This window comes from Streptomyces sp. YIM 98790, from assembly GCF_011421595.1.
Taxonomy (GTDB): domain Bacteria; phylum Actinomycetota; class Actinomycetes; order Streptomycetales; family Streptomycetaceae; genus Streptomyces.
In genome coordinates, this window is record NZ_WTLH01000105.1 from 1 (window position 1) to 21,638 (window position 21,638).

Sequence of the window (21,638 nt, forward strand, 5' to 3'; positions counted from 1 at the left end):
GCCTCCAGCAGGGCGACGGACTCCGCCGCGCCCGCGGTGTCGCCGAGCGCCAGGCACACCTCCGTGCGGGCGGCCAGCAGCCGGGCCCGCGGAAGCGCTCCGGGGGCACCGGTCATCAGCGCGGGCCGCAGCGCCGCCGCGGCCGTCTCCGCCCGGCCCTGGGCCAGGCGCAGCAGCGCCAGCCCCGGCTGCGGCGAGTGGCCCAGGGCGTGCGCCCGGGCATAGGCCGCCTCGGCCTCGGCCGTCTCACCGCGCCGGCGGTGGATCTCGCCGCGCACGTACGCGGCCTGTCCCGCGACGGCCGTGTCGTGGGCGTGCACCTCCCGGCAGACCCGTTCGGCCTCGGCCTCGGCGGCCGGCCAGTCGCCCAGCAGCTCCAGCACCTCCACCCGGTGCACCCGGCACAGCCCGCGGAACGGATTGTCCCCGGACAGCGCGGTGCACCAGTCCATGGCCGCCTCGGTCCACTCCGCGGCCCGGGCCAGATCGGCGGCGGCCATGCACTGGCTGAGCGACAGGCAGTACAGCCAACCGGTGAACAGGGACGACAGCTCGTCCGCGGTGACCGCGCACATGGCCTCGTCCAGCAGGGCCATGCCCTCCGCGGTGCGGCCCGCGGTCAGCAGCACCGCGGCGTGCACCTGCCGGCTCATGGCCACCAGGTCGGGGCCGCCGCACCGCCGGGCGATGCGGTGCATCCGGCGGGCCGCCCCGAGCGCGCCCTCGGTGTCGCCGCGGGCCTGCGCCTCCTCGGCGTCCGCCCACGCCAGATAGCACTGCTCCGGGCACTCCCCGTGGCCCCGGAGGTGCCGGCGGGCACGGCTCAGCCAGCCGGCGGCCGCGGCCGGGCGGCCGGCGTCGCGGTAGTCGTAGAACAGCATCCAGGCGGTGTAGCCGGCGCGGCGGTGATCGCCCCGGGCGGCGTAGCCGGAGTGGGCGCGGCGCCGGGCATCCAGGGAGATCTCCATCCGGCCCGTCCACCAGGCCGCCTCGGCCAGGGTGTCCAGGTCGTCGGCGGTGAGCACGGCCCGCTGCTCCGGGGTGCCGGTGTCCAGCGCGCGCAGCAGCCGGAAGGCGCCGGCCCGGTCCTCCCGGGCCGCCGCGGCACGGGCCCGCTCCAGCGCCGCCGCGGTGTCGTCCGGCGGCGGTCCGGGACGCGCACTGTCTGCCCCCATACGGCTGCCCTCCCCTCCTCAGCATAGAAGGGGAGGGCGGCGGAGGCATTGCGCCATGGGGCGGAGCCGCCGGGACGGCCCGTCGGCCGAACGGCGCGCTGGCCGGGTGAACGGCCGGGTGAACGGCCGTGGGCACGGGCGTGTTCCGGGGGCGGGAAGCGACGGCGTCAGCACAGTGGGCTCTGGTCCGATTCCACACCATTCCCATCGGAGGGAAGGCGAATGAATCTGTTGAGCTCCCGGCCCCTGCGCCGCCTGGTCACGGCGGCGGCGGCGGTCGTCGCCCTGCTGATGACCGGGTTCCTGGCCCCGGCCTCGGCGGCACCGGCGCCCGACCCGGACAGGCAGGGCAAGCAGCACCACGAGGTGATCGAGGTCATCGTGGCCGACACCGAGGTGGTCCACAGCACCATCGATCCGGGCTCCGGGCCGGAGCCGGGAGACGTGCTGCTGATCGAGAACACCGCCTACGCGCACGGCAAGGAGACCGGCAAGGCGCTGACCCGGTTCGAGTTCTTCTCCGAGGGCCGGTTCATGCTGGACGGCACGCTGTGGCTGAAGGGCCGCGGTGAGCTGACGGCCTCGGGCGCCGGGAACATGGACCACGTTGCCTCGGGGCTGGACTTCGCGGTCACCGGCGGCACCGGTGAGTTCAGCCACGTCAGCGGTCACGTGACCGCGCAGGCGATCGAGTACCGGGGCCAGGAGGGCGCCAAGCTGGTCTTCCACCTGAAGCACCAGGACGGCCACGGCAAGGACCAGGACGGCCACGGCAAGGACCAGAACGACCACGGCAAGGACCAGGACGACCGCGGCCGGGACAACCACGGCCGGGACGGGCACGGCAGGGGCAACTGAGCCGCCGGAAGGCCGGAACGGCACCGTCCCCGCACCCGGAGGGGGAAGGCTCCGGGTGCGGGGACGGGGGGTGACGGCGGGGGAAGGACCGCGGGAGGGGAACCGGCGGACGGACGGCTCAGAAGGCCGCTTCGTCCAGCTCCATCAGCGACAGGTCGGTGCGGTCGGCGATCGCCCGGGCCACCGCCACGCCCGGCAGCACCTCGCCGGCGAAATGCCGGGCGGCGGCGATCTTGCCGGCGTAGAAGGCGGCGTCCTTGCCCTGGGCGGCGGGCAGCTTCCCGGCGGCCACCGCGGCGCCGCGCAGCAGCAGGTAGCCGACCACCACGTCACCGGCGGCCAGCAGGAAGCGGGTGGTGTTCAGCCCCACCTTGTAGAGGGACTTCACGTCCTTCTCGGTGGCGGCGAGCTGGGTCAGCAGGGTGCCGACGAAGCTCTCCAGCTCGGCTGCCGCACCGGCCAGCGCGTCCCGCGCGTCGGCCAGCTCCTCCCCGCCGGGCGCCTCGGCGAGGAACTTCTTGATCTCCTCGGCCAGGGTGGTCAGCGCCACGCCCTGGTTGCGGACGATCTTCCGGAAGAAGAAGTCCATGCCCTGGATGGCGGTGGTGCCCTCGTAGAGGGTGTCGATCTTGGCGTCGCGGATGTACTGCTCGATCGGGTATTCCTGGAGGAAGCCGGAGCCGCCCAGGGTCTGCAGCGACTCGGCCAGGAGCTGGTAGGAGCGCTCCGAGCCGTAGCCCTTGACGATCGGCAGCAGCAGGTCGTTCATGGCCTCGGCGGCGGTGGCGTCCTCGCCGGCGGCCTTCTTGGCCAGCACCTCGTCCTGCACCGCGGCGGTGTAGAGCACCAGCGAGCGCATGCCCTCGGCGTACGCCTTCTGGGTCATCAGCGAGCGCCGCACGTCCGGGTGGTGGGTGATGGTGACGCGGGGGGCGTTCTTGTCCGCGGACCGGGTCAGGTCCGGGCCCTGCACCCGCTCCTTGGCGTACTCCAGGGCGTTGAGGTAGCCGGTGGAGAGGGTGGCGATGGCCTTGGTGCCGACCATCATCCGCGCGAACTCGATGATCTTGAACATCTGGCGGATGCCGTCGTGCTTCTCGCCGAGCAGCCAGCCCTTGGCCGGCCGGTCGGCGCCGAAGGTCAGCTCACAGGTGTTGGAGACCTTCAGGCCCATCTTGTGCTCGACGTTGGTGGCGTAGACGCCGTTGCGCTCGCCCAGCTTGCCGGTCTCCCAGTCGAAGTCGAACTTGGGGACGATGAACAGCGACAGGCCCTTGGTGCCCGGCCCGTGTCCCTCGGGGCGGGCGAGCACGAAGTGGATGATGTTGTCGGAGAGGTCGTGCTCACCCGAGGTGATGAACCGCTTCACGCCGGAGATGTGCCAGGTGCCGTCCTCCTGCTTGACCGCCTTGGTGCGGCCGGCGCCCACGTCCGAGCCGGCGTCCGGCTCGGTGAGCACCATGGTGGCGCCCCACTCCTTGTCCACCATCAGCCGGGCGATCCGGTGCTGCTCCTCGGTGCCCTCCTCGTGCAGCACGGAGGCGAAGGCCGGGCCGCAGGCGTACATCCAGATCGCCGGGTTCGAGCCGAGGACGGTCTCGGCGAAGGCCCAGAGCAGGGAGCGCGGCGCGGTGGTGCCGCCCAGCTCCTCGGCGATGCCCAGCCGCCACCACTCGGCGTCCATGTAGGCCCGGTAGCTCTTCTTGAACGCCTCGGGGAGCGGGGCGGTGCCGGTCTTCGGGTCGAAGACCGGCGGGTTGCGGTCGGCCTCGGCGTAGGACGCGGCCAGCTCGTTCTCGGCCAGCCGGGCGATCTCGCCGAGCACGTTCCTGGCGGTCTCGGCGTCCATCTCCGCGAACGGCCCGGTGCCGTACACCTGGTCGCGGCCGAGGACCTCGAAGAGGTTGAACTCGATGTCCCGGAGATTCGACTTGTAGTGCCCCATGCGACGACTCCGTTTGTGTCTGCGGCAAAGCTGGCTGGCGGTGGCGGTGCGGCGGTGGGCCGCCCATGCAGATGATGCAGGGATACCCCTTGGTAACAGCCATCATGCTACCGGCGGGTAACAAGGCGCAAGTGGATCCGGTCCAAGTGTGAGTCAGTACGCTTTGCGGCATGTACGGCTACGACCAGACCGGCTACGGCAACCAGCACGGGCAGCAGCACACCCAGCATGGTTACGGCACGCAGCAGCCCGGCGCCGGCGGGTACGGCCAGCAGCAGGGCTACGGCGCGCAGACCCAGCAGGGCTATGCGCAGCCGCAGCAGCCGCAGGCCCAGGCCGCGGCATCCGGTCCGGCAGCCGCCGCGCCGCCCGCGCCGCCCTCCCTGGCGGACGCCCTGCGCGCCTACGTCAGCGGCGCGATGCTCACCGAGGAATTCCAGGACATCTTCTGGAATGCCAAGATCTACTGCCCGCGTGGCGAGACGCCCGGCTTTCTGGCCGTGCAGACCACCCAGGAACCGGTCATCCCGCTGTTCACCTCGCTGAAGGAGCTGCGGCGCTATGCCGGGCGGGAATCGAAGTTCTTCACCGTGACCGGCGGCGAGGTGCTGGACCTGCTGCCCGACGGCTACGGCTTCGTCCTCGACATGGAGGGCGAGCACCGGCTGGTGCTGGACGCCAAGGCGGTGCTCGACATGGTCGACTACGCCATGCGCCGCGTCTACGGCTGACCCGCCCGGCCCGGCCCCCCGCCCTGCCCCGTCCGGCCCGCGGCCGGTGCCGCCGCCCGCGCGCCGCCGGTGTGCGCGGGCGCTCCCACGGCGTGCCGCGGTGCGCGGGCATGCCCCGGGGCCGTGCGGCGGGACGCGGAATGAGACGCCCTGGCTCGCTGTTCAGCGTTCAACTACTGTGAGGTGACCGCAGCCCAGGAGGTCCGCATGCCCGCCGTCACCGTCGACAACCCGCTCACCCTGCCCCGGGTGGCTGCCCCGGCGGTGCCCGCCGCCGCCCGGCCGGTGCTGGCCGTGTCCACCGCCCCCAGCGGCGTCGAGGGCGAGGGCTTCCCGGTCCGCCGCGCCTTCGCCGGCATCAACTACCGCCACCTCGACCCGTTCATCATGATGGACCAGATGGGGGAGGTGGATTACGCCCCGGGCGAGCCGAAGGGCACCCCGTGGCACCCGCACCGGGGGTTCGAGACGGTCACCTACCTGATCGACGGCACCTTCGTCCACCAGGACTCCGAGGGCGGCGGCGGGGTCATCAACGACGGCGACACCCAGTGGATGACGGCCGGCTCCGGGCTGCTGCACATCGAGGCCCCGCCGGAGGCCCTGGTGATGTCCGGCGGGCTGTTCCACGGCATCCAGCTCTGGGTGAACCTGCCCGCCGGGGACAAGATGACCGCCCCCCGCTACCAGGACATCGGCGGCGGGCACGTCCGGCTGCTCACCACCCCGGACGGCGGCGCGCTGCTGCGGCTGATCGCCGGCGAGCTGGACGGCCACCGCGGGCCCGGCATCACCCACACGCCGATCACCCTGGTGCACGCCACCGTCAGTCCCGGAGCCGAGGTCACCCTGCCGTGGCGGCCCGACTTCAACGCGCTGGCCTATGTGCTGGCCGGGCGCGGCACGGCCGGAACCGGGCAGCGGCCGGTGCGGCTGGGCCAGACGGTGGTCTTCGGCGAGGGCGACAGCGTCACCGTCCGGGCCGCCTCCGCCCAGGACTCGCACACCCCCAGCCTGGAGATCCTGCTGCTCGGCGGGCGGCCCCTCCGGGAGCCCATGGCCCACTACGGGCCGTTCGTGATGAACAGCCACGCCGAGCTCGTCCAGGCGTTCGAGGACTTCAAGGCCGGACGGCTCGGCCGCGTCCCCGCCCAGCGCCACGGCGGCCACGACGACTGAGGCCCGGGGCGGGGCGGCCGGCCGGCCGGTCAGTCGTCCAGGCGCTCCGGGCGCTCCTGCAGCTCGAACCAGATCGTCTTGCCCTCGCCGCGGGGGTCGACGCCCCAGGCGTCCGCCAGCACCTCCATCAGCAGCAGCCCGCGCCCGGAGGAGGCCAGCTCACCCGGCTGCCGCCGGTGCGGCATCTCGTCGCTGGTATCGGTGACCGCGACCCGCAGCAGCCGCTCCCCCGGCTGCCCGGTCACCTCGGTGACCAGCAGCGCGTCGCTGTCCGTGTGCACCAGCACATTGGTCAGCAGCTCCGACAGCATCAGCACCGCGCCGTCCAGCTGCTCCCGGCTCGCCCAGTCGTGCAGCATGTCCGCGAGCTGGTGCCGGGCGTCGGCGACGCGGGCCGGCTCGGCCTGCGCCACCGACAGCACGGTCCGCCGCGGCACCCGCCCGCGGTCCGGGCGGCGCAGCAGCAGCAGCGCGATGTCGTCCTCCCGGCGGTCGGTGTGCGGGCCCACGGTGCGGTGCGAGGGCGGCCCGTACACCGCGTCGATCAGCGCGTCGGCCAGCTTCTCCAGATCCTCGCCGGGCTGCTGCTCCAGCACCCGGCGCAGCCGTGCCCAGCCGGTCTCCAGGTCGTGGCCGCCGGTCTCCAGCAGCCCGTCGGTGCACATCAGCAGTGTCTCGTCCGGCTGCAGCACCAGCCGGGTGGTGGGATACGCCCAGTCCGGGTCGATGCCCAGCGGCGGGCCGCCCTCGGTGGGGCGCTGCACCGAGGTGCCGTCGGCCAGCCGCACCCCCACGTCCGGATGCCCGGCGCGGGCCACCTCCAGGCTGCCGGTGCGGGTGTCCACCTCCAGATACAGGCAGGTGGCGAACCTGCTGTCGCCCTCGTCGTCCTCCACCCCGGCCAGGAAGCGGGAGGCCCGGGCCAGTACCGCGTCCGGGCGGTGGCCCTCGGCGGCGTAGGCGCGCAGCGCGATGCGGAGCTGTGCCATCAGCGCGGCGGCCCGCACGTCGTGCCCCTGCACATCGCCGATCACCAGCGCCACCCGGTCCGAGGGCAGCGGGATCACGTCGTACCAGTCGCCGCCGATCTGCAGGCCCCCGCCGGTGGGGNTCGGCGGCGTAGGCGCGCAGCGCGATGCGGAGCTGTGCCATCAGCGCGGCGGCCCGCACGTCGTGCCCCTGCACATCGCCGATCACCAGCGCCACCCGGTCCGAGGGCAGCGGGATCACGTCGTACCAGTCGCCGCCGATCTGCAGGCCCCCGCCGGTGGGGACGTAGCGGCCGGCCACCCGCAGCCCCGGGATGTCCGGGGTGACGGTCGGGGCCATGGTCTGCTGGAGGTCGGTGGCCAGCGCCCGCTCCGACTCGAAGACATGGGTGCGGGCCAGCGCCTGGGCCAGCATCCGGGCGACCGTGGTGAGCACCGAGCGCTCGTCCGGGGTGAAGGCCACCGGCTGGGGGAAGGCGACCATCCAGGTGCCGATGGTGCGCCCGCCGGCGATGAGCGGCAGATACGCCCAGGCCGCGCGCTGGAAGGCGGCCACCGGCGGCCATGCCTGCGGATAGCGGCGCTCGTATTCGGCCGGGGACGGCAGATACACCGCCCGGCCGGTGCGGATGGCCTCGGCGGCCGGATAGTCGCTGGAGAGCCGGATGCCGTCGAAACCGGACACGCTGCTGAGCTCGGCGCCCGTCTGCAGCGGGTAGCCGTGGTGGCCGAGCACGATCAGCTCGTCGCCGCTGATGCCGAAGACCACCATGCCGTCGGGGGTGAAGCCGGGCAGCGCCAGGCTGCTGACCACCCGCAGCACCTCCCCGGTGGTGCGGGCCTCGGCCAGCGCCCGCCCGGCGTCCAGCAGGAACGCCTCGCGGGACAGCCGCCAGTCGCCGGCCGGGCGGGACAGGTCGGGGTGCCCGGAGGCGGCATCGGCCGCCTCCTCCTCCGGCATCCCCTCCAGCATCTGCATGATCACGCCGGCCATGACGACGTGGGGGCCCTCGCCGACCACCCGGATACGGGTGCGCAGCCAGCGCAGCACCCGTCCGTCGGCGTCCAGGATGCGCAGCCGGCCCTCGATCACCCGGCGTTCCGCCAGGGCGAGCGTGCCCAGGCGCTGCAGCTCGATGAAGTCCTCGACATGGATCCGGGCGCGGATCTCGGACTCGCTGATGGTGGCGAAGCGGGGCGGCAGGCCCATGAGACGGGCGGCGATGGCGTCCAAGGTCGCCGTGCCCGTGGCCTGGTCCCACCGCCACAGCCCCGTCTCTGAGGCGGCCAGCACATCCTCGGTGCGCATTTGTTCAACTTTATGCACAAATCCACCCACCCGGCGACCGAGCGCGGCCCTCCCGGGAGCGGCGTGGTGACGGGGCCGTGGCCGCCGGCGGGCGCCCGCCGGCGGCCACCGGCGACNCTCTGAGGCGGCCAGCACATCCTCGGTGCGCATTTGTTCAACTTTATGCACAAATCCACCCACCCGGCGACCGAGCGCGGCCCTCCCGGGAGCGGCGTGGTGACGGGGCCGTGGCCGCCGGCGGGCGCCCGCCGGCGGCCACCGGCGACGGGCGGCCCCGCACGGCCGGACGGTAGGCTGGTGGGCCGTACTCGTCTCACGCGTGAGTGACATGTTCTCGCTCGGAGTGGGACGTCTGGCCGCCCCCACCACGACCCCTTGGATTGAGTGATGCATCGGTACCGGTCCCACACCTGCGGTGAGCTGCGTCCGGCGGACATCGGCACGGACGTCCGCGTGTCCGGCTGGCTGCACAATCGCCGGAACCTCGGCGGCATCCTCTTCCTCGACCTGCGGGACCACTACGGCATCGTGCAGCTCGTGGTGCGCCCCGGAACCCCGGAGAGCGACCGGATCGACGCACAGCTCGCCTCCCTCGCCAAGGAGACCGTGATCCGGGTGGACGGCAGGGTCGTCGCCCGCGGCGCGGAGAACGTCAACCCGGAGCTGGCCACCGGCGAGATCGAGATCGAGGTCGCCGAGGTGGAGGTACTGGGCGCCTCCGAGCAGATCCCGTTCCAGGTCAACACCGAGGACGGCGTCAACGAGGAGATGCGGCTGGAGTACCGCTTCCTGGACCTGCGCCGGGAGCGGATGCACCGCAACATCATGCTGCGCTCGGCGGTCATCTCCGCCATCCGCCAGAAGATGACGGCGCTCGGCTTCAACGAGCTGGCCACCCCGATCCTGTCCGCGACCTCGCCCGAGGGCGCGCGGGACTTCCTGGTCCCCTCCCGGCTGCACCCGGGCCGGTTCTACGCCCTGCCGCAGGCGCCGCAGCAGTTCAAGCAGCTGCTGATGATCGCGGGCTTCGACCGCTACTTCCAGATCGCCCCCTGCTTCCGCGACGAGGACGCCCGCGCCGACCGCTCGCCCGGCGAGTTCTACCAGCTCGACGTGGAGATGAGCTTCGTCGAGCAGGAGGACGTCTTCCGGGTCATCGAGAAGGTGATGACCGAGCTGTTCGAGGAGTTCGGGGGCGGGCGCCACGTCACCTCGCCGTTCCCGCGCATCCCCTTCCGGGAGGCGATGACCAGGTACGGCACCGACAAGCCGGACCTGCGCACCACCCTGGAGCTGGTGGACGTCACGCACGTCTTCGCCGAGTCCGGCTTCAAGGCGTTCGCGGGCCGGCATGTGCGTGCCCTGGCCGTGCCGGACACCCAGGACCAGCCGCGCAGGTTCTTCGACCAGCTCGGCGACTTCGCGGTGGCGCAGGGCGCCAAGGGCCTGGCCTGGCTGCGGGTCGGCGAGAACGGCGCGCTGACCGGCCCGATCGCCAAGTTCCTCACCGAGGCCGACACCAAGGCGCTGCTCACCGCGCTGGACGCGGGCCCCGGGCACGCGGTCTTCTTCGGCGCCGGCGAGTTCGACGAGGTCTCGAAGATCATGGGAGCGGTGCGGGTGGAGGCCGCGCGCCGGACCGGTCAGTTCGAGGAGAACGTCTTCCGGTTCTGCTGGATCGTGGACTTCCCGATGTTCGAGAAGAACGAGGACACCGGGCAGATCGAGTTCTCGCACAATCCGTTCTCCATGCCGCAGGGCGGCCTGGAGGCGCTGCGCACCCAGGACCCGCTGGACGTCCTCGCCTGGCAGTACGACATCGTGTGCAACGGCGTCGAGCTGTCCTCCGGCGCCATCCGGAACCACGAGCCGGAGATCATGTACGAGGCCTTCGCCATCGCGGGCTACACCCGTGAGCAGGTGGAGCGCGAGTTCGGCGGCATGCTGCGGGCCTTCTCCTTCGGCGCCCCGCCGCACGGCGGCATCGCCCCGGGCGTGGACCGCATCGTGATGCTGCTGGCGGACGAGCCCAACATCCGGGAGACCATCGCCTTCCCGCTCAACGGCAACGCCCAGGACCTGCTGATGGGCGCGCCCAGCGAGGTCGACGAGGCCCGCCTGAAGGAACTCCACCTCTCCCTCCGCAGGCCCCCGGTCAGGTGACCGGCATGGCCGCCCCGCGGGCGTGTGCCGGCGGGGCGGCGGGGGTGAGCGGGGCCAAGATGGGAAGTCCGGAAGCACGGACGACGAAGGAGGGCTTCCCTTGCCGGCGACACCGCTGACCGAGAGCGAACTGCAGGAGGCGCTGAAGGCGCTGCCGGGGTGGACGGTGCGGGAGGGGGAGCTGTCCGCCGTGTTCAAGGCGGACCGTTCGCGCGTGCCCGGCTTCTGCGCGGCGGTGGCCGAGACCGAGGACGCCGCCGACCACCACGCCCGGATCACCATCCTCTACGCCACCGTCTCCTTCGGCATGAACACCCATGACGCGGGCGGTGCCATCACCGCCCGCGACATCGACCTCGCCACCCGCATCACCGCCCTCGCCGACCAGCACGGCGCCCGCCTGGCTCCCGCCTGAGCTCCCCGGCCGGCATGCCGGCCGGGGAGCTCAGGCGTCCCGGATCATGGCGGAGCGGTGAGCGGCCGGCCGCTCAGCCGGTGAGGGGGCGGAAGCGGCGGAGGCGGAGGGAGTTGGCGACGACGGAGACGGAGGAGAAGGCCATGGCCGCGCCGGCCAGCATCGGGTTGAGCAGGCCGAGGGCGGCCAGCGGGATGGCGGCGGTGTTGTAGGCGAAGGCCCAGAACAGGTTGGTCTTGATGGTGCGCAGCGTGGAGCGGGAGAGCCGGATCGCGTCGGCGGCGGCCCGCAGATCGCCGCGGACCAGGGTCAGGTCGCCGGCCTCGATGGCGGCGTCGGTGCCGGTGCCCATGGCCAGGCCGAGGTCGGCGGTGGCCAGCGCGGCGGCGTCGTTGACGCCGTCGCCGGCCATGGCGACCGTGCGGCCCTCGGCCTGGAGGCGGGCGACGACGGCCGCCTTGTCCTCGGGCAGGACCTCGGCGATGACGTGCCCGGCGTCGATGCCGGTCTCGGCGGCCACGGCACGGGCCACGGCCTCGTTGTCGCCGGTGAGGAGGACCGGGGTGAGGCCCAGCTCGCGGAAGCGGGCGATGGCCTCGGGGCTGGTGGGCTTGACGGCGTCGGCGACCTCCAGGACCGCGCGGGCCTCGCCGTCCCAGGCGACGGCGATGGCGGTGCGGCCCCGGGCCTCGGCCGCGGCCTTGGCCTCGGCGAGGTCCGGCGGCAGGGTGAGGGACCAGTCGGTGAGGAGGGCGGTGCGGCCGGCCAGCACGGCGTGGCCGTCGACGACGCCGGTGACGCCCTTGCCGGGGATGCTGGTGAAGTCCTCCGGGACGGGCAGCGGCCCGGCGGTCCGGTCGGCCGCGGCGCCGGCGATGGCGCGGGCGATGGGGTGCTCGGAGGCGTTCTCCAGGGCGCCGGCCAGCCGCAGGGCCTCCTCCTCGGAGACGTCCCCGGTGGGGTGGACGGCGAGCAGGGTCATCGTGCCGGTGGTGACCGTGCCGGTCTTGTCGAGCACGATGGTGTCGATCCGGCGGGTCGATTCGAGGACCTCCGGGCCCTTGATCAGGATGCCGAGCTGGGCGCCGCGCCCGGTGCCGACCATCAGCGCGGTCGGGGTGGCCAGGCCCAGGGCGCACGGGCAGGCGATGATCAGCACGGCCACGGCCGCGGTGAAGGCGGAGGCCAGGGTGGAGCCGGTGGCCAGCCAGACGCCGAGGGTGGCCAGCGCGATCAGGATGACGACCGGGACGAAGACCGCGGAGATGCGGTCGGCGAGGCGCTGCACGGCGGCCTTGCCGTTCTGGGCGTCCTCCACCAGCCTGGCCATCCGGGCGAGCTGGGTGTCGGCGCCGACCCGGGTGGCGGCGACCACCAGCCGGCCGGAGGTGTTGACGGTGGCGCCGGTGACCGTGTCCCCGGCGGTGACGTCGACCGGCACGGACTCGCCGGTGAGCATGGAGGCGTCCACGGCCGAGCTGCCCTCGATCACCGTGCCGTCGGTGGCGATCTTCTCGCCGGGCCGGACCAGGAAGTGGTCGCCGACCGCGAGCCGGCCGGCCGGGATGCGGACCTCCCGGCCGTCCCGCAGGACGGTGACGTCCTTGGCGCCGAGTTCCAGCAGGGCGCGCAGCGCCGCGCCCGCCTTGCGCTTGGAGCGGTGTTCCAGGTACCGGCCGGTGAGCAGGAAGGCGATGACTCCCGCGGCCACTTCCAGGTAGACGGCGGAGCTGCCGTCGCCGCGCTGGATGGTCAGCTCGAACTCGTGGGTCATGCCGGGCATGCCCGCGTGGCCGAAGAACAGCGCCCACAGCGACCAGAGCAGGGCGGCGCTCGTGCCCATGGAGATCAGGGTGTCCATGGTGGCGGCGCCGTGCCGGGCGTTGGTGAAGGCGGCCCGGTGGAAGGACCAGCCGCCCCAGATCACGGCCGGTGCGGCCAGGGTCAGCGACAGCCACTGCCAGTTGTCGAACTGCCAGGCGGGGACCATGGACAGGGCGATGACGGGTATGGCCAGCGCCCAGGTCACCAGCATGCGGTGGCGGAGCAGGCGGAGGGATGCGGCCTCCGGGTCGGTCTCCCCGCCGGGGGCGGTCTCGCCGGGGGGAGCGGTGCCGGGTGCGGTCTCCCCGGCCGCGGGCGGCGGGGGCGGCGGGGGCTCGGCGGTGTAGCCGGTGGCCTCCACGGTGGCGATCAGGTCCTCCACGGTGGTCCCCGGGCCGTAGGACACCCTGGCCTTCTCGGTGGCGAAGTTGACGGTGGCGCTGACGCCCTCCATGCGGTTGAGCTTCTTCTCCACGCGGGCGGCGCAGGAGGCGCAGGTCATGCCGCCGATCGCCAGTTCGACCTGGGCTGCCGCCGGGGTGGCCGCGGGGTCGGCGGCCGGGGGCGTGGTGGTGGTCATCGCCGGGTGCCTCGTTCCTGTCCATCGTCCGGTGGTGATACCCCACCGGGGTATCTCTGTCGTGTCCTTGTATACCCCTCCGGGCTATGGGCATGCAAGGGGCTCACGGGGCAGGGGATGCCGCGGCGGGCGCGCGCCCCCTGGCGGGGCGGGGCGTTTTGCCGCATGCTGCCCCTGTCCATCCGTAAGTGTCCCTCCGGCTGTCCGCTCGTTCGTCCCGGTGTCCGTACCGTCAGTCCGTGAGAGGGGAAGCTGCCATGCCGCCCGCCGCGTCCGTCCGGAACCCGAAGCAGAACCGGCACGCCCGCAACCGTGCCAGCCTGGCCCACAAGATCCGCTATGCGCTGCGCCACCCCGGCCGGGTGGCCCCGTATCTGCGGCGGGCCGGACGCGACCTGTGGCTGCGGGCCAGGCACCGGGACCACGTCTCCTACTACCGGGCGGTGATGGCCTCGGACGCCGCGCGCAGCCCGGAGGGCGCGGTCGGCAGCCGCAGCCACGAGCGGTGGCTGGCGCTCGGCGAGATGCAGTTCCGCTATCTCAGGGAACGGCACGGGCTGAAGCCGGAGCACCGGATGCTGGACATCGGCTGCGGCAATCTGCGCGCCGGCTGGCGCTTCATCGAGTACCTGGATCCGGGGAACTACTACGGCATCGACATCTCCCCGGACATCCTGATCCACGCCAAGGAGACGGTGGCGAGGTACGGGCTCCAGGAGAAGCTGCCCCATCTCACCCTCACCCGGGACCTCCGGCTGGAGTTCCTGCCGGACGGCTACTTCGACGTGGTGCACGCGCACAGTGTGTTCTCGCACTCCCCGATCGAGGTCATCGACGAATGCCTGGCCCACGTCGGGCGGGTGCTGCGGCCGGACGGCTTCTTCGACTTCACCTTCGACCGCACCGAGGGCGCCGAGCACCAGGTGCTGCGGGAGGACTTCTACTACCGGACGGAGACGCTGACCGCCCTGGCCGCCCGGCACGGGCTCGACGCCCGCCTGATGGAGGACTGGGAGGAGCTGCCGCACGGCCAGTCCAAGATCCGGGTCTCCCTGCCGCGGCCGGACGCCGGGGCCGGGCCGGCCGCGACGGAACCCGCGACGGAACCCGCGACGGAACAGCGGACCGGGTGAGTCCGGGCCGGGTGCGCGGGGGAGGGCTCAGCCCGGGAGCACGGGCTCCACGCGCTCGATGTCCAGGCCCCACCCGGAGGCCGGACCGGCCAGTTCCTCGCGCAGCGTGGTGCCGATCCCGGCCCGGTGCCGTTGCATCTCGGCGGCGTCCATGTCGCCGGCGAGATGGCGCAGCATGGTGCGGACGAGCTGCTCGACGCCCTGTTCGGGGCTGGTGATCCGGTACACGGCGGCCCGCGGATCGGTGACCCGGTAGTGCACCTCGGCGCCGATCCGGATCTCCCGCCCGTCGCGGGCGGTCAGCGCCCGCGGCGGCAGCTCCGTCCGCTGCGGGGCCAGCGGCACCCGGGCGCGCACGGTGTCCAGGAAGGGGACGACCAGGTGCAGCCCCGGCCGGAGCGTGCACCGGTACCGGCCGAGCCGTTCCACGATCTCCACATGGCCGTCCGGCACCGGCCGCACCGCGCGCACCCCCAGCAGGGCGCCGATCACCGCCAGTGCCACCACCACGATCAGCACGGACACGGACCGTCCCGCTCCCCGTCCGTGCCGGCGTCGGCACCGCCCTCGGCGCGGCGGGCGTGGGCGGCGGTCAGCGCGCGGCGCTCCTCCTCGCAGGCCCGCTCCAGCTCGATGGTGTCGCCGTCGATGCTCAGCGAGATGCGGTGCTCCGCGGCCTGCCGGCCCAGCCAGACCCGCGCCCTGTCGACCAGGGTGGCGAAGACCCCGCCGCCCGTGCCCAGCGCCACGACGACGGAACCCGGGGCGGCCGGACCGCCCGGCGCGGAGCCCGGAGGCGGCCCGGCGGGCTCGGCCCGCACCGACTCCACGTCCGGCCCGGCCAGCTCGGCGCGGAGCCGGCGGATCAGCCGCTCGGTGTCCTCGGCGCCGAGGCCGAGGTCCGGATCGGGCGTGACGGCCAGGCGTACCGTCATCGGCCCGGCAGCCGGTGCGATCGTCGGTGCGGTGTCCGCCGGATCTTCGTGCATCTGGGCCCCCACGGTGACGAGCAGCCGAAGTAGCCACAGTATGGCGGCCGTTGGGCGCCGCGGCACCGGTTCGCGCAGAAATGGCCGATTTTCCCGCCACGGCGTCTGGCCGGAACCAGACGTCTGGGAGAATCGGGCCGTGAGCGTCTTCGGAACCGCCGGGCAGGGCGGGGGCAGGCACCGGGTGGCCGTGCTGGTGCGGCACGGGCTGCTGCCGATCGAGCTGGGCATCGTGCACCGGCTGTTCGGCCGCGCCCGCGCCCCGCAGCCGGGCGGCAACGGCGCCGGACCGCAGGGAGAGTTCCTCTACGAGGTGGTGACGTGTGCACTGCAGCCCGGGCCGGTGCGCACGGACGCGGACTTCACCGTCGACGTGCGGCACGGCACCGAGGCACTGGCCGAGGCCGACACCGTGGTGATTCCGGCCGCCCACGAGCCCGACCCGCCGGTGACCACCGGCGAACTCGGCCCGGAGCTGGCGGCTGCCTTCGCCCGCATCCGCCCCGGCGCCCGGATCGCCTCCATCTGCACCGGCGCGTTCGTCCTGGCCGCGGCCGGGCTGCTGGACGGCCGCCGGGCCACCACCCACTGGGCCGAGGCCGAGGCATTCCGGGCGCTGTATCCCCGGGTGCGGCTGGATCCGGACGTGCTGTACACGGATGAGGACGGAGTGCTGACCTCGGCCGGGGTGGCCTCCGGCATCGATCTGTGCCTGCACATGATCCGCTCCGACTTCGGTGCGGGCGTGGCCGGGTCGGTGGCGCGCCGCACCGTGGTGCCGCCGCACCGGGAGGGCGGCCAGGCGCAGTACATCCGCCGCCCGGTGCCGGAGCCCGGCACCGCCGGCACGGGCGGGGCCCGGGCCTGGGCCCTGGAGCGGCTGGAGCGGCCGCTGACGCTGCGCGAGCTGGCCGCCCGGGAGGCCATGAGCGTGCGCACCTTCACCCGCCGGTTCCGGGAGGAGACCGGGGTGTCACCGTTGCAGTGGCTGCTCCAGCAGCGGCTGGAGCGCGCCCGGCATCTGCTGGAGGAGACCGATCTGCCGGTGGACCGGGTGGCGGAGCAGTCGGGCTTCGGCACCGCGGCGTCGCTGCGGCAGCATCTGCACGCCGCGCTGGGCGTCTCCCCCTCCGCCTACCGCGCCACCTTCCGCGGCACCGGGACCGCCGCGCCGCGCCCCGCGTAGCCGCGGCCGGAAGGTGTGGCCGGAGGGTGTGGCCGGGGTGCGTGTGTCGACAGGCGAGGGTGACCGGCCGGTGTCAGGCTGAAAGGGCAGGCCCGGCGTGGCGGGGAAGGCCACGTGGAGTCGCGAGGAGGAAGGACCGAAGGGACGCGCCATGCTCACCACCGACTACGTTCCGGGGTCCGCCTGCTGGGTGGAGCTGGGGACGCCGGACATCCGGGCCGCCGCACAGTTCTACGGCGATCTGTTCGGCTGGGAGTTCGAGCCGCTGGGCCGGGAGTCCGGGGAAGGGTACGGCTTTCTGACCCTGGACGGCCAGGTCGCCGCCGGGCTGGCGCCGCTGCCCGCCGGTGAGTCGCGCTCCGGCTGGCTGCTCTACTTCACCACCCGGGACGCGGACGCCACGGCCCGGGCGGTGGCGGCGGCCGGTGGCCGGGTGGCGCGGGAGCCGAGGGACGTCTCCCCGTACGGCCGGATGGCGTGGTTCAACGATCCGGCGGGGGCGCTTTTCGCGGTCTGGCAGCCGGCCGGCCTGAAGGGCCTGGGCGCGGTGACCAAGGAGGGCTCGCTGTGCTGGACCGAGCTGTACACCACGGACGGTCCCGGGGCGAAGAAGTTCTACCGGCACGTCTTCGGCTGGCGCGAGGAGGATGTCCGGCTCTCCGGCGCGGGCAGTGAGAACTACACCGTGGTGGCCACGGCGGACGGCGGGCCGGAGCGCAGCCTGGGCGGGATCATGCAGCTGTCCGCCGAGCATCTGTCCAAGGACGGCGGCCCCTACTGGCAGCCGTACTTCGAGGTGCCGGACTGCGATGTGATCGCGGCGGCGGTGCTCGCCCGGGGCGGCCGGCTGCACATGGAGCCGACCAGCCATGAGGGCATCGGCAGGATCGCGCTGTGCACCGACCGGTTCGGAGCCAACTTCGCCGTGATCACCAGCGAGATCCCGCCACCGCCCGTCTAGTCCGTCGCAGTCCGCGGACCGCAGTCCCACGACCCGGGCCCGCGTGCCGCGGCGCCGCACCGTGCGGCGCCGCGGCACGCGGGCCCGGGCGTTGCTCAGGACTGGGACATGTCCATGTGCAGCACTTCCCAGNCGTTGCTCAGGACTGGGACATGTCCATGTGCAGCACTTCCCAGACGTGGCCGTCCGGGTCCTGGAAGCTTCCGCCGTACATCGGGCCGTCCTCGTGCACCGGCTTCCACTCCTTGCCGCCGGAGGCCAGGGCCTTGGCCACCAGCTCGTCCACCTCCTCGCGGCTGTTCGCGGAGAGCGCGTTGAGCACCTCGGTGGTCGTGGTGGCGTCGCTGATCTCGCCGTTGATGAAGGTCTGGAAGAACTCCTCCTTCAGCAGCATCACGAAGATGTTGTCGTCGATCACCACACAGGTGGCCTTGTCGTCCGAGAACTGCGGGTTGAAGGAGAACCCGAGGCCCTTGTAGAAGGCGTTCGCCCGGTCCAGGTCCTTGACCGGCAGGTTCACGAAGATCATCCGCATGACGGGCTCCTTGCTTCCGTTCGTTGTGCATGCGCGGGCGGGCCGGAGGGCCCGGGCCTCGCGCCGGTGGCTGTACTTGTATCATTGCATCAGATACTTTTGAAAAGCAAGTACATGGTGCGATGTTCGCAGCGACGACCGTAGGATGGTGACATGGCGACCAATCGCAGCTACCAGGACGCGTGCGGAGCGGCCCACGCCCTGGATCTGGTGGGGGAGCGCTGGGCCCTGCTGGTGGTCCGGGAACTGCTCCTGGGGCCCAAGCGCTACAGCGATCTCAAGGAAGACCTGCCGGGCATCAGCACCAATGTGCTGGCCACCCGGCTCTCCGAACTGGAACGGCACGGGGTGCTGCGCAAGGAGAAGCTGCCCCCGCCCTCCCGTGCCCAGGTCTACGAACTCACCCCCTGGGGGCTGGAGCTGGAGCCGGTGATCCGGCTGATCGGCCGGTGGGGCGCCCGGTCCCCCGCCCACCGCCGGGACGCCCACCTCAGCATCTCCACCTTCGTCCTGTCGCTGCGCACCAACTTCGACCCGGGGCGCGCCGCGGGCGCCGACCTGCTGCTGGAACTCCGGATCGGCGAGCACCGCTTCCGGGCCACCGTGGCGGGCGGGGAGTTCGAGGTCATACCGGGGCGGGCGGAGGGCCCGCACGCGGTGCTGGACGGCGGGCCGAAGACCCTGGCCTCGCTGGTCTACGGCGGCCGGCCGGTGGCCGACGCCGAGGCGGCCGGTGAGCTGACGGTGAGCGGTGACCGCGCCGCGGTGGAGCGCTTCCTGAACTGCTTCACCCTCCCCGAGCCCGCGTTCTGAGGCTGCGTTCCGAGCCCCGCGTTCCGAGGCCCGCGTTCCGAGGCCCGCGTGCCGCGTTCCGCATCCCCCGCCGCCCGGGGTCCCCCGGGCGGCGGGGAACCGTTCCGGCACCGGGGTCTACCACGGCGTTTGCGCCCGGGCAGCGGGAAAGCGGGTTCCGCTGCGCCCGCTTCTCGGCCAAGATGACGTAATGCCTCAGGGACCTCACAACGCCCCCGCCGCGCCCGCGGACACCCCGCGCGCCCTTGCCGACCGCCATGTCGAGACCGTCACCGAACTCAATCCGTTCGTCGCGGAGATGCTGGGCACCCGCCCCGGCAGCGACCTCGTCCCCGACTTCTCGCCGGACGGCCAGCAGGCCCTGGCGGACGCCGCCCGTGCCACCCTGACCCGGGTCCAGGCCCTGGACTCGCAGGCAGCCCTGACCGACCACGGCGAATGCCGTGCGGCCCGGCTGCTGCACGAGCGGCTGTCCGCCGAACTGGACCGGCACACCGCCGGTGACGGCCTGCGCCAGGTGAGCAATCTGATGTCCCCCATCCAGCAGCTCCGCACCATGCTGCTGGCCATGCCCAGGGCCGGGCTGGAGGACTGGGCCGTGGTGGCCCGGCGGCTGCACCGGGTGCCCGAGGCGCTGCGCGGCTACCGGGCCTCCCTGGACGCCGGGCTGGCCCGCGGGCTGCGGGCCGCACCCCGCCAGGCCGCCATCGTGGCGGAACAGCTGACCGACATGCTGGACGGCCGCTGGCACCACCGGTTCACCGAGCCCGGCCCGGAGGCGCTGCGCACCGAGCTGGACACGGCCGCCGACACCGCCGCGGCCGNGGACGCCGGGCTGGCCCGCGGGCTGCGGGCCGCACCCCGCCAGGCCGCCATCGTGGCGGAACAGCTGACCGACATGCTGGACGGCCGCTGGCACCACCGGTTCACCGAGCCCGGCCCGGAGGCGCTGCGCACCGAGCTGGACACGGCCGCCGACACCGCCGCGGCCGGGCTCGCCGAGCTGCGCGACTACCTGGCCGGAACGTATCTGCCCGCGGTCGAGGGCACCCCCGACCCGGTCGGCCGGGAGCGCTACCTGCGCGGCGCCCGCCAGTGGACCGGCCTGGACCTGGACCCCGAGGAGGCATACGCCTACGGCTGGGAGGAATACCGGCGGCTGCACGCCGAGATGACCGCCGTCGCCGACAAGATCCTGCCCGGCGCCACGCCGCACGCCGCCATGGACCACCTCAACCGGCACGGCGAGGCGGTGGAGGGCGAGGAGAACATCCGCCGCTGGCTGCAGGACTTCATGGACCGCGCCATCGAGGAACTGGACGGCACCCACTTCGACATCGCCGGGCCGCTGCGCACCGTGGAATCGATGATCGCGCCGCCGGGTGNACCGGCACGGCGAGGCGGTGGAGGGCGAGGAGAACATCCGCCGCTGGCTGCAGGACTTCATGGACCGCGCCATCGAGGAACTGGACGGCACCCACTTCGACATCGCCGGGCCGCTGCGCACCGTGGAATCGATGATCGCGCCGCCGGGTGCCGCCGCGGCGCCGCACTACACCCCGCCGTCCATGGACTTCTCCCGGCCCGGCCGCACCTGGCTGCCCACCCTGGGCGAGACCCGGTTCCCCACCTGGCCGCTCGTCTCCATCTGGTACCACGAGGGGGTACCCGGCCATCATCTCCAGCTCGCCCAGTGGCGTTACGTCGCCGACCGGCTGTCCGCCTTCCAGATCAGCCTGGGACAGGTGAGCGCCACCACCGAGGGCTGGGCGCTCTACGCCGAGCGNCCCTGGGCGAGACCCGGTTCCCCACCTGGCCGCTCGTCTCCATCTGGTACCACGAGGGGGTACCCGGCCATCATCTCCAGCTCGCCCAGTGGCGTTACGTCGCCGACCGGCTGTCCGCCTTCCAGATCAGCCTGGGACAGGTGAGCGCCACCACCGAGGGCTGGGCGCTCTACGCCGAGCGGCTCGCCGACGAACTGGGCCTGCTCACCGACCCGGCACACCGGATGGGCTACCTGGAGAACCAGATCCTGCGCGCCATCCGGGTCGTCATCGACATCGGCATGCACCTGGAACTGCGCATCCCGGCGGGCGAGGAGTTCCACCCGGGCGAGGTGTGGACCCCGGAGCTGGCCGAGGAGTTCCTCAACGCGCACAGCGGCATGTCCGAGGCGTTCAACCACTCGGAGATCGTCCGTTACCTGGGCGTGCCGGGGCAGGCGATCAGCTACAAGCTGGGCGAACGCGCCTGGCTGGCCGGGCGGGAGACGGCCCGCCGGTCCGCCGCCGAGCGGGGCGAGCGCTTCGACCTCAAGTCCTGGCACATGGCCGCGCTCTCGCTGGGCTCCCTGGGCCTGGGCGATCTGGCCGGCGAACTGGCGGAGCTGCGGTGAACGGCCCGGCGGAAGACGAGGAGGGCCGTCCGCGCCGGATCGCGGACCGCTATCTGGAGACCATGTCGGACCTGGACCCGGCCGTCGCCGCGCTGCAGGGCAACCGGCCGGGCGACGACCGGCTGCCGGACTGGTCCCCGGACGGAGCCGACGCCATCGCCGCGGCGCAGCGTGCGGCCCTGGCCGAACTCGACGCCGCGGACGCCGCCGGCCGCGCCGCCGGGCAGGAGGCGGCGGAGGAGCGGCGGGCCGCCCGGCTGCTGCGCGAACGCCTGGAGTCGGACCTGCGCCGGCACGCGGCCGGGGACCACCTGCGGGACGTCAACATCCTGTTCTCGCCGGTGCAGATCGTGCGCCACCTGTTCTCCGTGATGCCCACGGAGACCGAGCGGGACTGGGCCGTGCTGGGCGCCCGGCTGCGCCGGGTGCCCGAGGCGCTGCGCGGCTACCGGGCC

Annotated in this window: 16 protein-coding genes and 4 pseudogenes; 13 read left to right on the top strand and 7 right to left on the bottom strand. The window is 73.2% G+C overall.

What is annotated here, in order from left to right:
• Positions 1 to 1,175, bottom strand: a pseudogene (locus GQS09_RS17655) (LuxR family transcriptional regulator); the annotation flags it as partial.
• A gap of 222 nt (positions 1,176 to 1,397) precedes the next feature.
• Here GQS09_RS17655 and GQS09_RS17660 point away from each other — a divergent pair.
• Entirely contained in the window at positions 1,398 to 2,033 is a 636-nt protein-coding gene (locus tag GQS09_RS17660; RefSeq protein ID WP_165987333.1) for a hypothetical protein, read from the top strand.
• Positions 2,034 to 2,151: 118 nt separating this feature from the next.
• Here GQS09_RS17660 and GQS09_RS17665 read toward each other — a convergent pair whose 3' ends face one another.
• The gene (locus GQS09_RS17665) at positions 2,152 to 3,978 is read right to left on the bottom strand and encodes an acyl-CoA dehydrogenase (protein WP_165987335.1); all 1,827 of its coding nucleotides are present in this window, start codon (positions 3,976 to 3,978) and stop codon (positions 2,152 to 2,154) included.
• 170 nt (positions 3,979 to 4,148) lie between these two features.
• On the opposite strand from GQS09_RS17665, the gene GQS09_RS17670 reads away from it, so the two are divergent.
• Both GQS09_RS17670 and GQS09_RS17675 read left to right on the top strand, forming a co-directional pair.
• Complete coding sequence (locus tag GQS09_RS17670; RefSeq protein ID WP_165987337.1) at positions 4,149 to 4,709, top strand: SseB family protein; 561 nt, start codon at positions 4,149 to 4,151, stop codon at positions 4,707 to 4,709.
• A 207-nt stretch (positions 4,710 to 4,916) separates the two neighbouring features.
• Positions 4,917 to 5,888: a pirin family protein gene (locus tag GQS09_RS17675; protein ID WP_165987339.1), complete on the top strand. Its 972-nt coding sequence runs from the start codon at positions 4,917 to 4,919 to the stop codon at positions 5,886 to 5,888.
• Between the two features lie 29 nt (positions 5,889 to 5,917).
• On the opposite strand, the pseudogene GQS09_RS31010 reads toward GQS09_RS17675, so the two are convergent.
• Positions 5,918 to 8,186, bottom strand: a pseudogene (locus tag GQS09_RS31010) (SpoIIE family protein phosphatase).
• 387 nt (positions 8,187 to 8,573) lie between these two features.
• Here GQS09_RS31010 and aspS point away from each other — a divergent pair.
• A complete protein-coding gene (gene aspS / locus GQS09_RS17685; RefSeq protein ID WP_165987341.1) occupies positions 8,574 to 10,349 on the top strand; it encodes an aspartate--tRNA ligase in 1,776 nt (591 codons plus the stop codon).
• A gap of 100 nt (positions 10,350 to 10,449) precedes the next feature.
• Positions 10,450 to 10,764: a 4a-hydroxytetrahydrobiopterin dehydratase gene (locus GQS09_RS17690; protein ID WP_165987343.1), complete on the top strand. Its 315-nt coding sequence runs from the start codon at positions 10,450 to 10,452 to the stop codon at positions 10,762 to 10,764.
• Positions 10,765 to 10,837: 73 nt separating this feature from the next.
• On the opposite strand, the gene GQS09_RS17695 is transcribed toward GQS09_RS17690, so the two are convergent.
• Positions 10,838 to 13,168, bottom strand: coding sequence for a cation-translocating P-type ATPase (locus GQS09_RS17695; protein ID WP_165987345.1), 2,331 nt, complete (start codon positions 13,166 to 13,168; stop codon positions 10,838 to 10,840).
• A gap of 257 nt (positions 13,169 to 13,425) precedes the next feature.
• On the opposite strand from GQS09_RS17695, the gene GQS09_RS17700 reads away from it, so the two are divergent.
• Positions 13,426 to 14,301 carry a class I SAM-dependent methyltransferase gene (locus GQS09_RS17700; RefSeq protein WP_165987371.1) on the top strand — a complete coding sequence of 292 codons (876 nt, stop codon included), beginning with the start codon at positions 13,426 to 13,428 and terminating at the stop codon, positions 14,299 to 14,301.
• A gap of 27 nt (positions 14,302 to 14,328) precedes the next feature.
• Here the strand turns inward: GQS09_RS17700 and GQS09_RS17705 are convergent, their stop codons facing one another.
• Both GQS09_RS17705 and GQS09_RS17710 read right to left on the bottom strand, forming a co-directional pair.
• The gene (locus GQS09_RS17705; RefSeq protein WP_165987347.1) at positions 14,329 to 14,826 is read right to left on the bottom strand and encodes an SPFH domain-containing protein; all 498 of its coding nucleotides are present in this window, start codon (positions 14,824 to 14,826) and stop codon (positions 14,329 to 14,331) included.
• Positions 14,814 to 15,290, bottom strand: a complete 477-nt coding sequence (locus tag GQS09_RS17710) for an effector-associated constant component EACC1 (protein WP_207957966.1) — start codon at positions 15,288 to 15,290, stop codon at positions 14,814 to 14,816. The genes GQS09_RS17705 and GQS09_RS17710 overlap by 13 nt, the downstream gene beginning before the upstream one ends.
• 139 nt (positions 15,291 to 15,429) lie before the next feature.
• On the opposite strand from GQS09_RS17710, the gene GQS09_RS17715 reads away from it, so the two are divergent.
• Together GQS09_RS17715 and GQS09_RS17720 are read left to right on the top strand one after the other, a co-directional pair.
• Positions 15,430 to 16,476, top strand: a complete 1,047-nt coding sequence (locus GQS09_RS17715) for a helix-turn-helix domain-containing protein (protein ID WP_313896194.1) — start codon at positions 15,430 to 15,432, stop codon at positions 16,474 to 16,476.
• Positions 16,477 to 16,627: 151 nt separating this feature from the next.
• Entirely contained in the window at positions 16,628 to 17,437 is an 810-nt protein-coding gene (locus GQS09_RS17720; protein WP_165987354.1) for a VOC family protein, read from the top strand.
• A gap of 139 nt (positions 17,438 to 17,576) precedes the next feature.
• On the opposite strand, the gene GQS09_RS17725 is transcribed toward GQS09_RS17720, so the two are convergent.
• The gene (locus GQS09_RS17725; RefSeq protein ID WP_165987358.1) at positions 17,577 to 17,972 is read right to left on the bottom strand and encodes a VOC family protein; all 396 of its coding nucleotides are present in this window, start codon (positions 17,970 to 17,972) and stop codon (positions 17,577 to 17,579) included.
• Between the two features lie 153 nt (positions 17,973 to 18,125).
• On the opposite strand from GQS09_RS17725, the gene GQS09_RS17730 reads away from it, so the two are divergent.
• From GQS09_RS17730 to GQS09_RS17740, 5 genes and pseudogenes are all read left to right on the top strand, one after another.
• The gene (locus GQS09_RS17730) at positions 18,126 to 18,785 is read left to right on the top strand and encodes a helix-turn-helix domain-containing protein (protein WP_165987361.1); all 660 of its coding nucleotides are present in this window, start codon (positions 18,126 to 18,128) and stop codon (positions 18,783 to 18,785) included.
• Positions 18,786 to 18,975: 190 nt separating this feature from the next.
• Positions 18,976 to 20,004: pseudogene (locus GQS09_RS29630) on the top strand (DUF885 family protein); the annotation flags it as partial.
• 226 nt (positions 20,005 to 20,230) lie between these two features.
• Positions 20,231 to 20,716, top strand: coding sequence for a DUF885 family protein (locus GQS09_RS30715; RefSeq protein ID WP_313896195.1), 486 nt, complete (start codon positions 20,231 to 20,233; stop codon positions 20,714 to 20,716).
• Positions 20,641 to 21,183: pseudogene (locus tag GQS09_RS29640) on the top strand (DUF885 domain-containing protein); the annotation flags it as partial. The gene GQS09_RS30715 and the pseudogene GQS09_RS29640, both read left to right, overlap by 76 nt.
• Positions 21,180 to 21,638 (top strand): DUF885 family protein (locus tag GQS09_RS17740; RefSeq protein ID WP_165987364.1); only part of this gene is annotated, 459 nt, incomplete at its 3' end. The pseudogene GQS09_RS29640 and the gene GQS09_RS17740, both read left to right, overlap by 4 nt.

Coding starts and splice junctions, on each gene's coding strand:
- GQS09_RS17660 (WP_165987333.1), top strand. CDS start 1,398: ATGAATCTGTTGAGCTCCCGGCCCCTGCGCCGCCTGGTCACGGCGGCG.
- GQS09_RS17665 (WP_165987335.1), bottom strand. CDS start 3,978: ATGGGGCACTACAAGTCGAATCTCCGGGACATCGAGTTCAACCTCTTC.
- GQS09_RS17670 (WP_165987337.1), top strand. CDS start 4,149: ATGTACGGCTACGACCAGACCGGCTACGGCAACCAGCACGGGCAGCAG.
- GQS09_RS17675 (WP_165987339.1), top strand. CDS start 4,917: ATGCCCGCCGTCACCGTCGACAACCCGCTCACCCTGCCCCGGGTGGCT.
- aspS (WP_165987341.1), top strand. CDS start 8,574: ATGCATCGGTACCGGTCCCACACCTGCGGTGAGCTGCGTCCGGCGGAC.
- GQS09_RS17695 (WP_165987345.1), bottom strand. CDS start 13,168: ATGACCACCACCACGCCCCCGGCCGCCGACCCCGCGGCCACCCCGGCG.
- GQS09_RS17700 (WP_165987371.1), top strand. CDS start 13,426: ATGCCGCCCGCCGCGTCCGTCCGGAACCCGAAGCAGAACCGGCACGCC.
- GQS09_RS17710 (WP_207957966.1), bottom strand. CDS start 15,290: ATGCACGAAGATCCGGCGGACACCGCACCGACGATCGCACCGGCTGCC.
- GQS09_RS17720 (WP_165987354.1), top strand. CDS start 16,628: ATGCTCACCACCGACTACGTTCCGGGGTCCGCCTGCTGGGTGGAGCTG.
- GQS09_RS17725 (WP_165987358.1), bottom strand. CDS start 17,972: ATGCGGATGATCTTCGTGAACCTGCCGGTCAAGGACCTGGACCGGGCG.
- GQS09_RS17730 (WP_165987361.1), top strand. CDS start 18,126: ATGGCGACCAATCGCAGCTACCAGGACGCGTGCGGAGCGGCCCACGCC.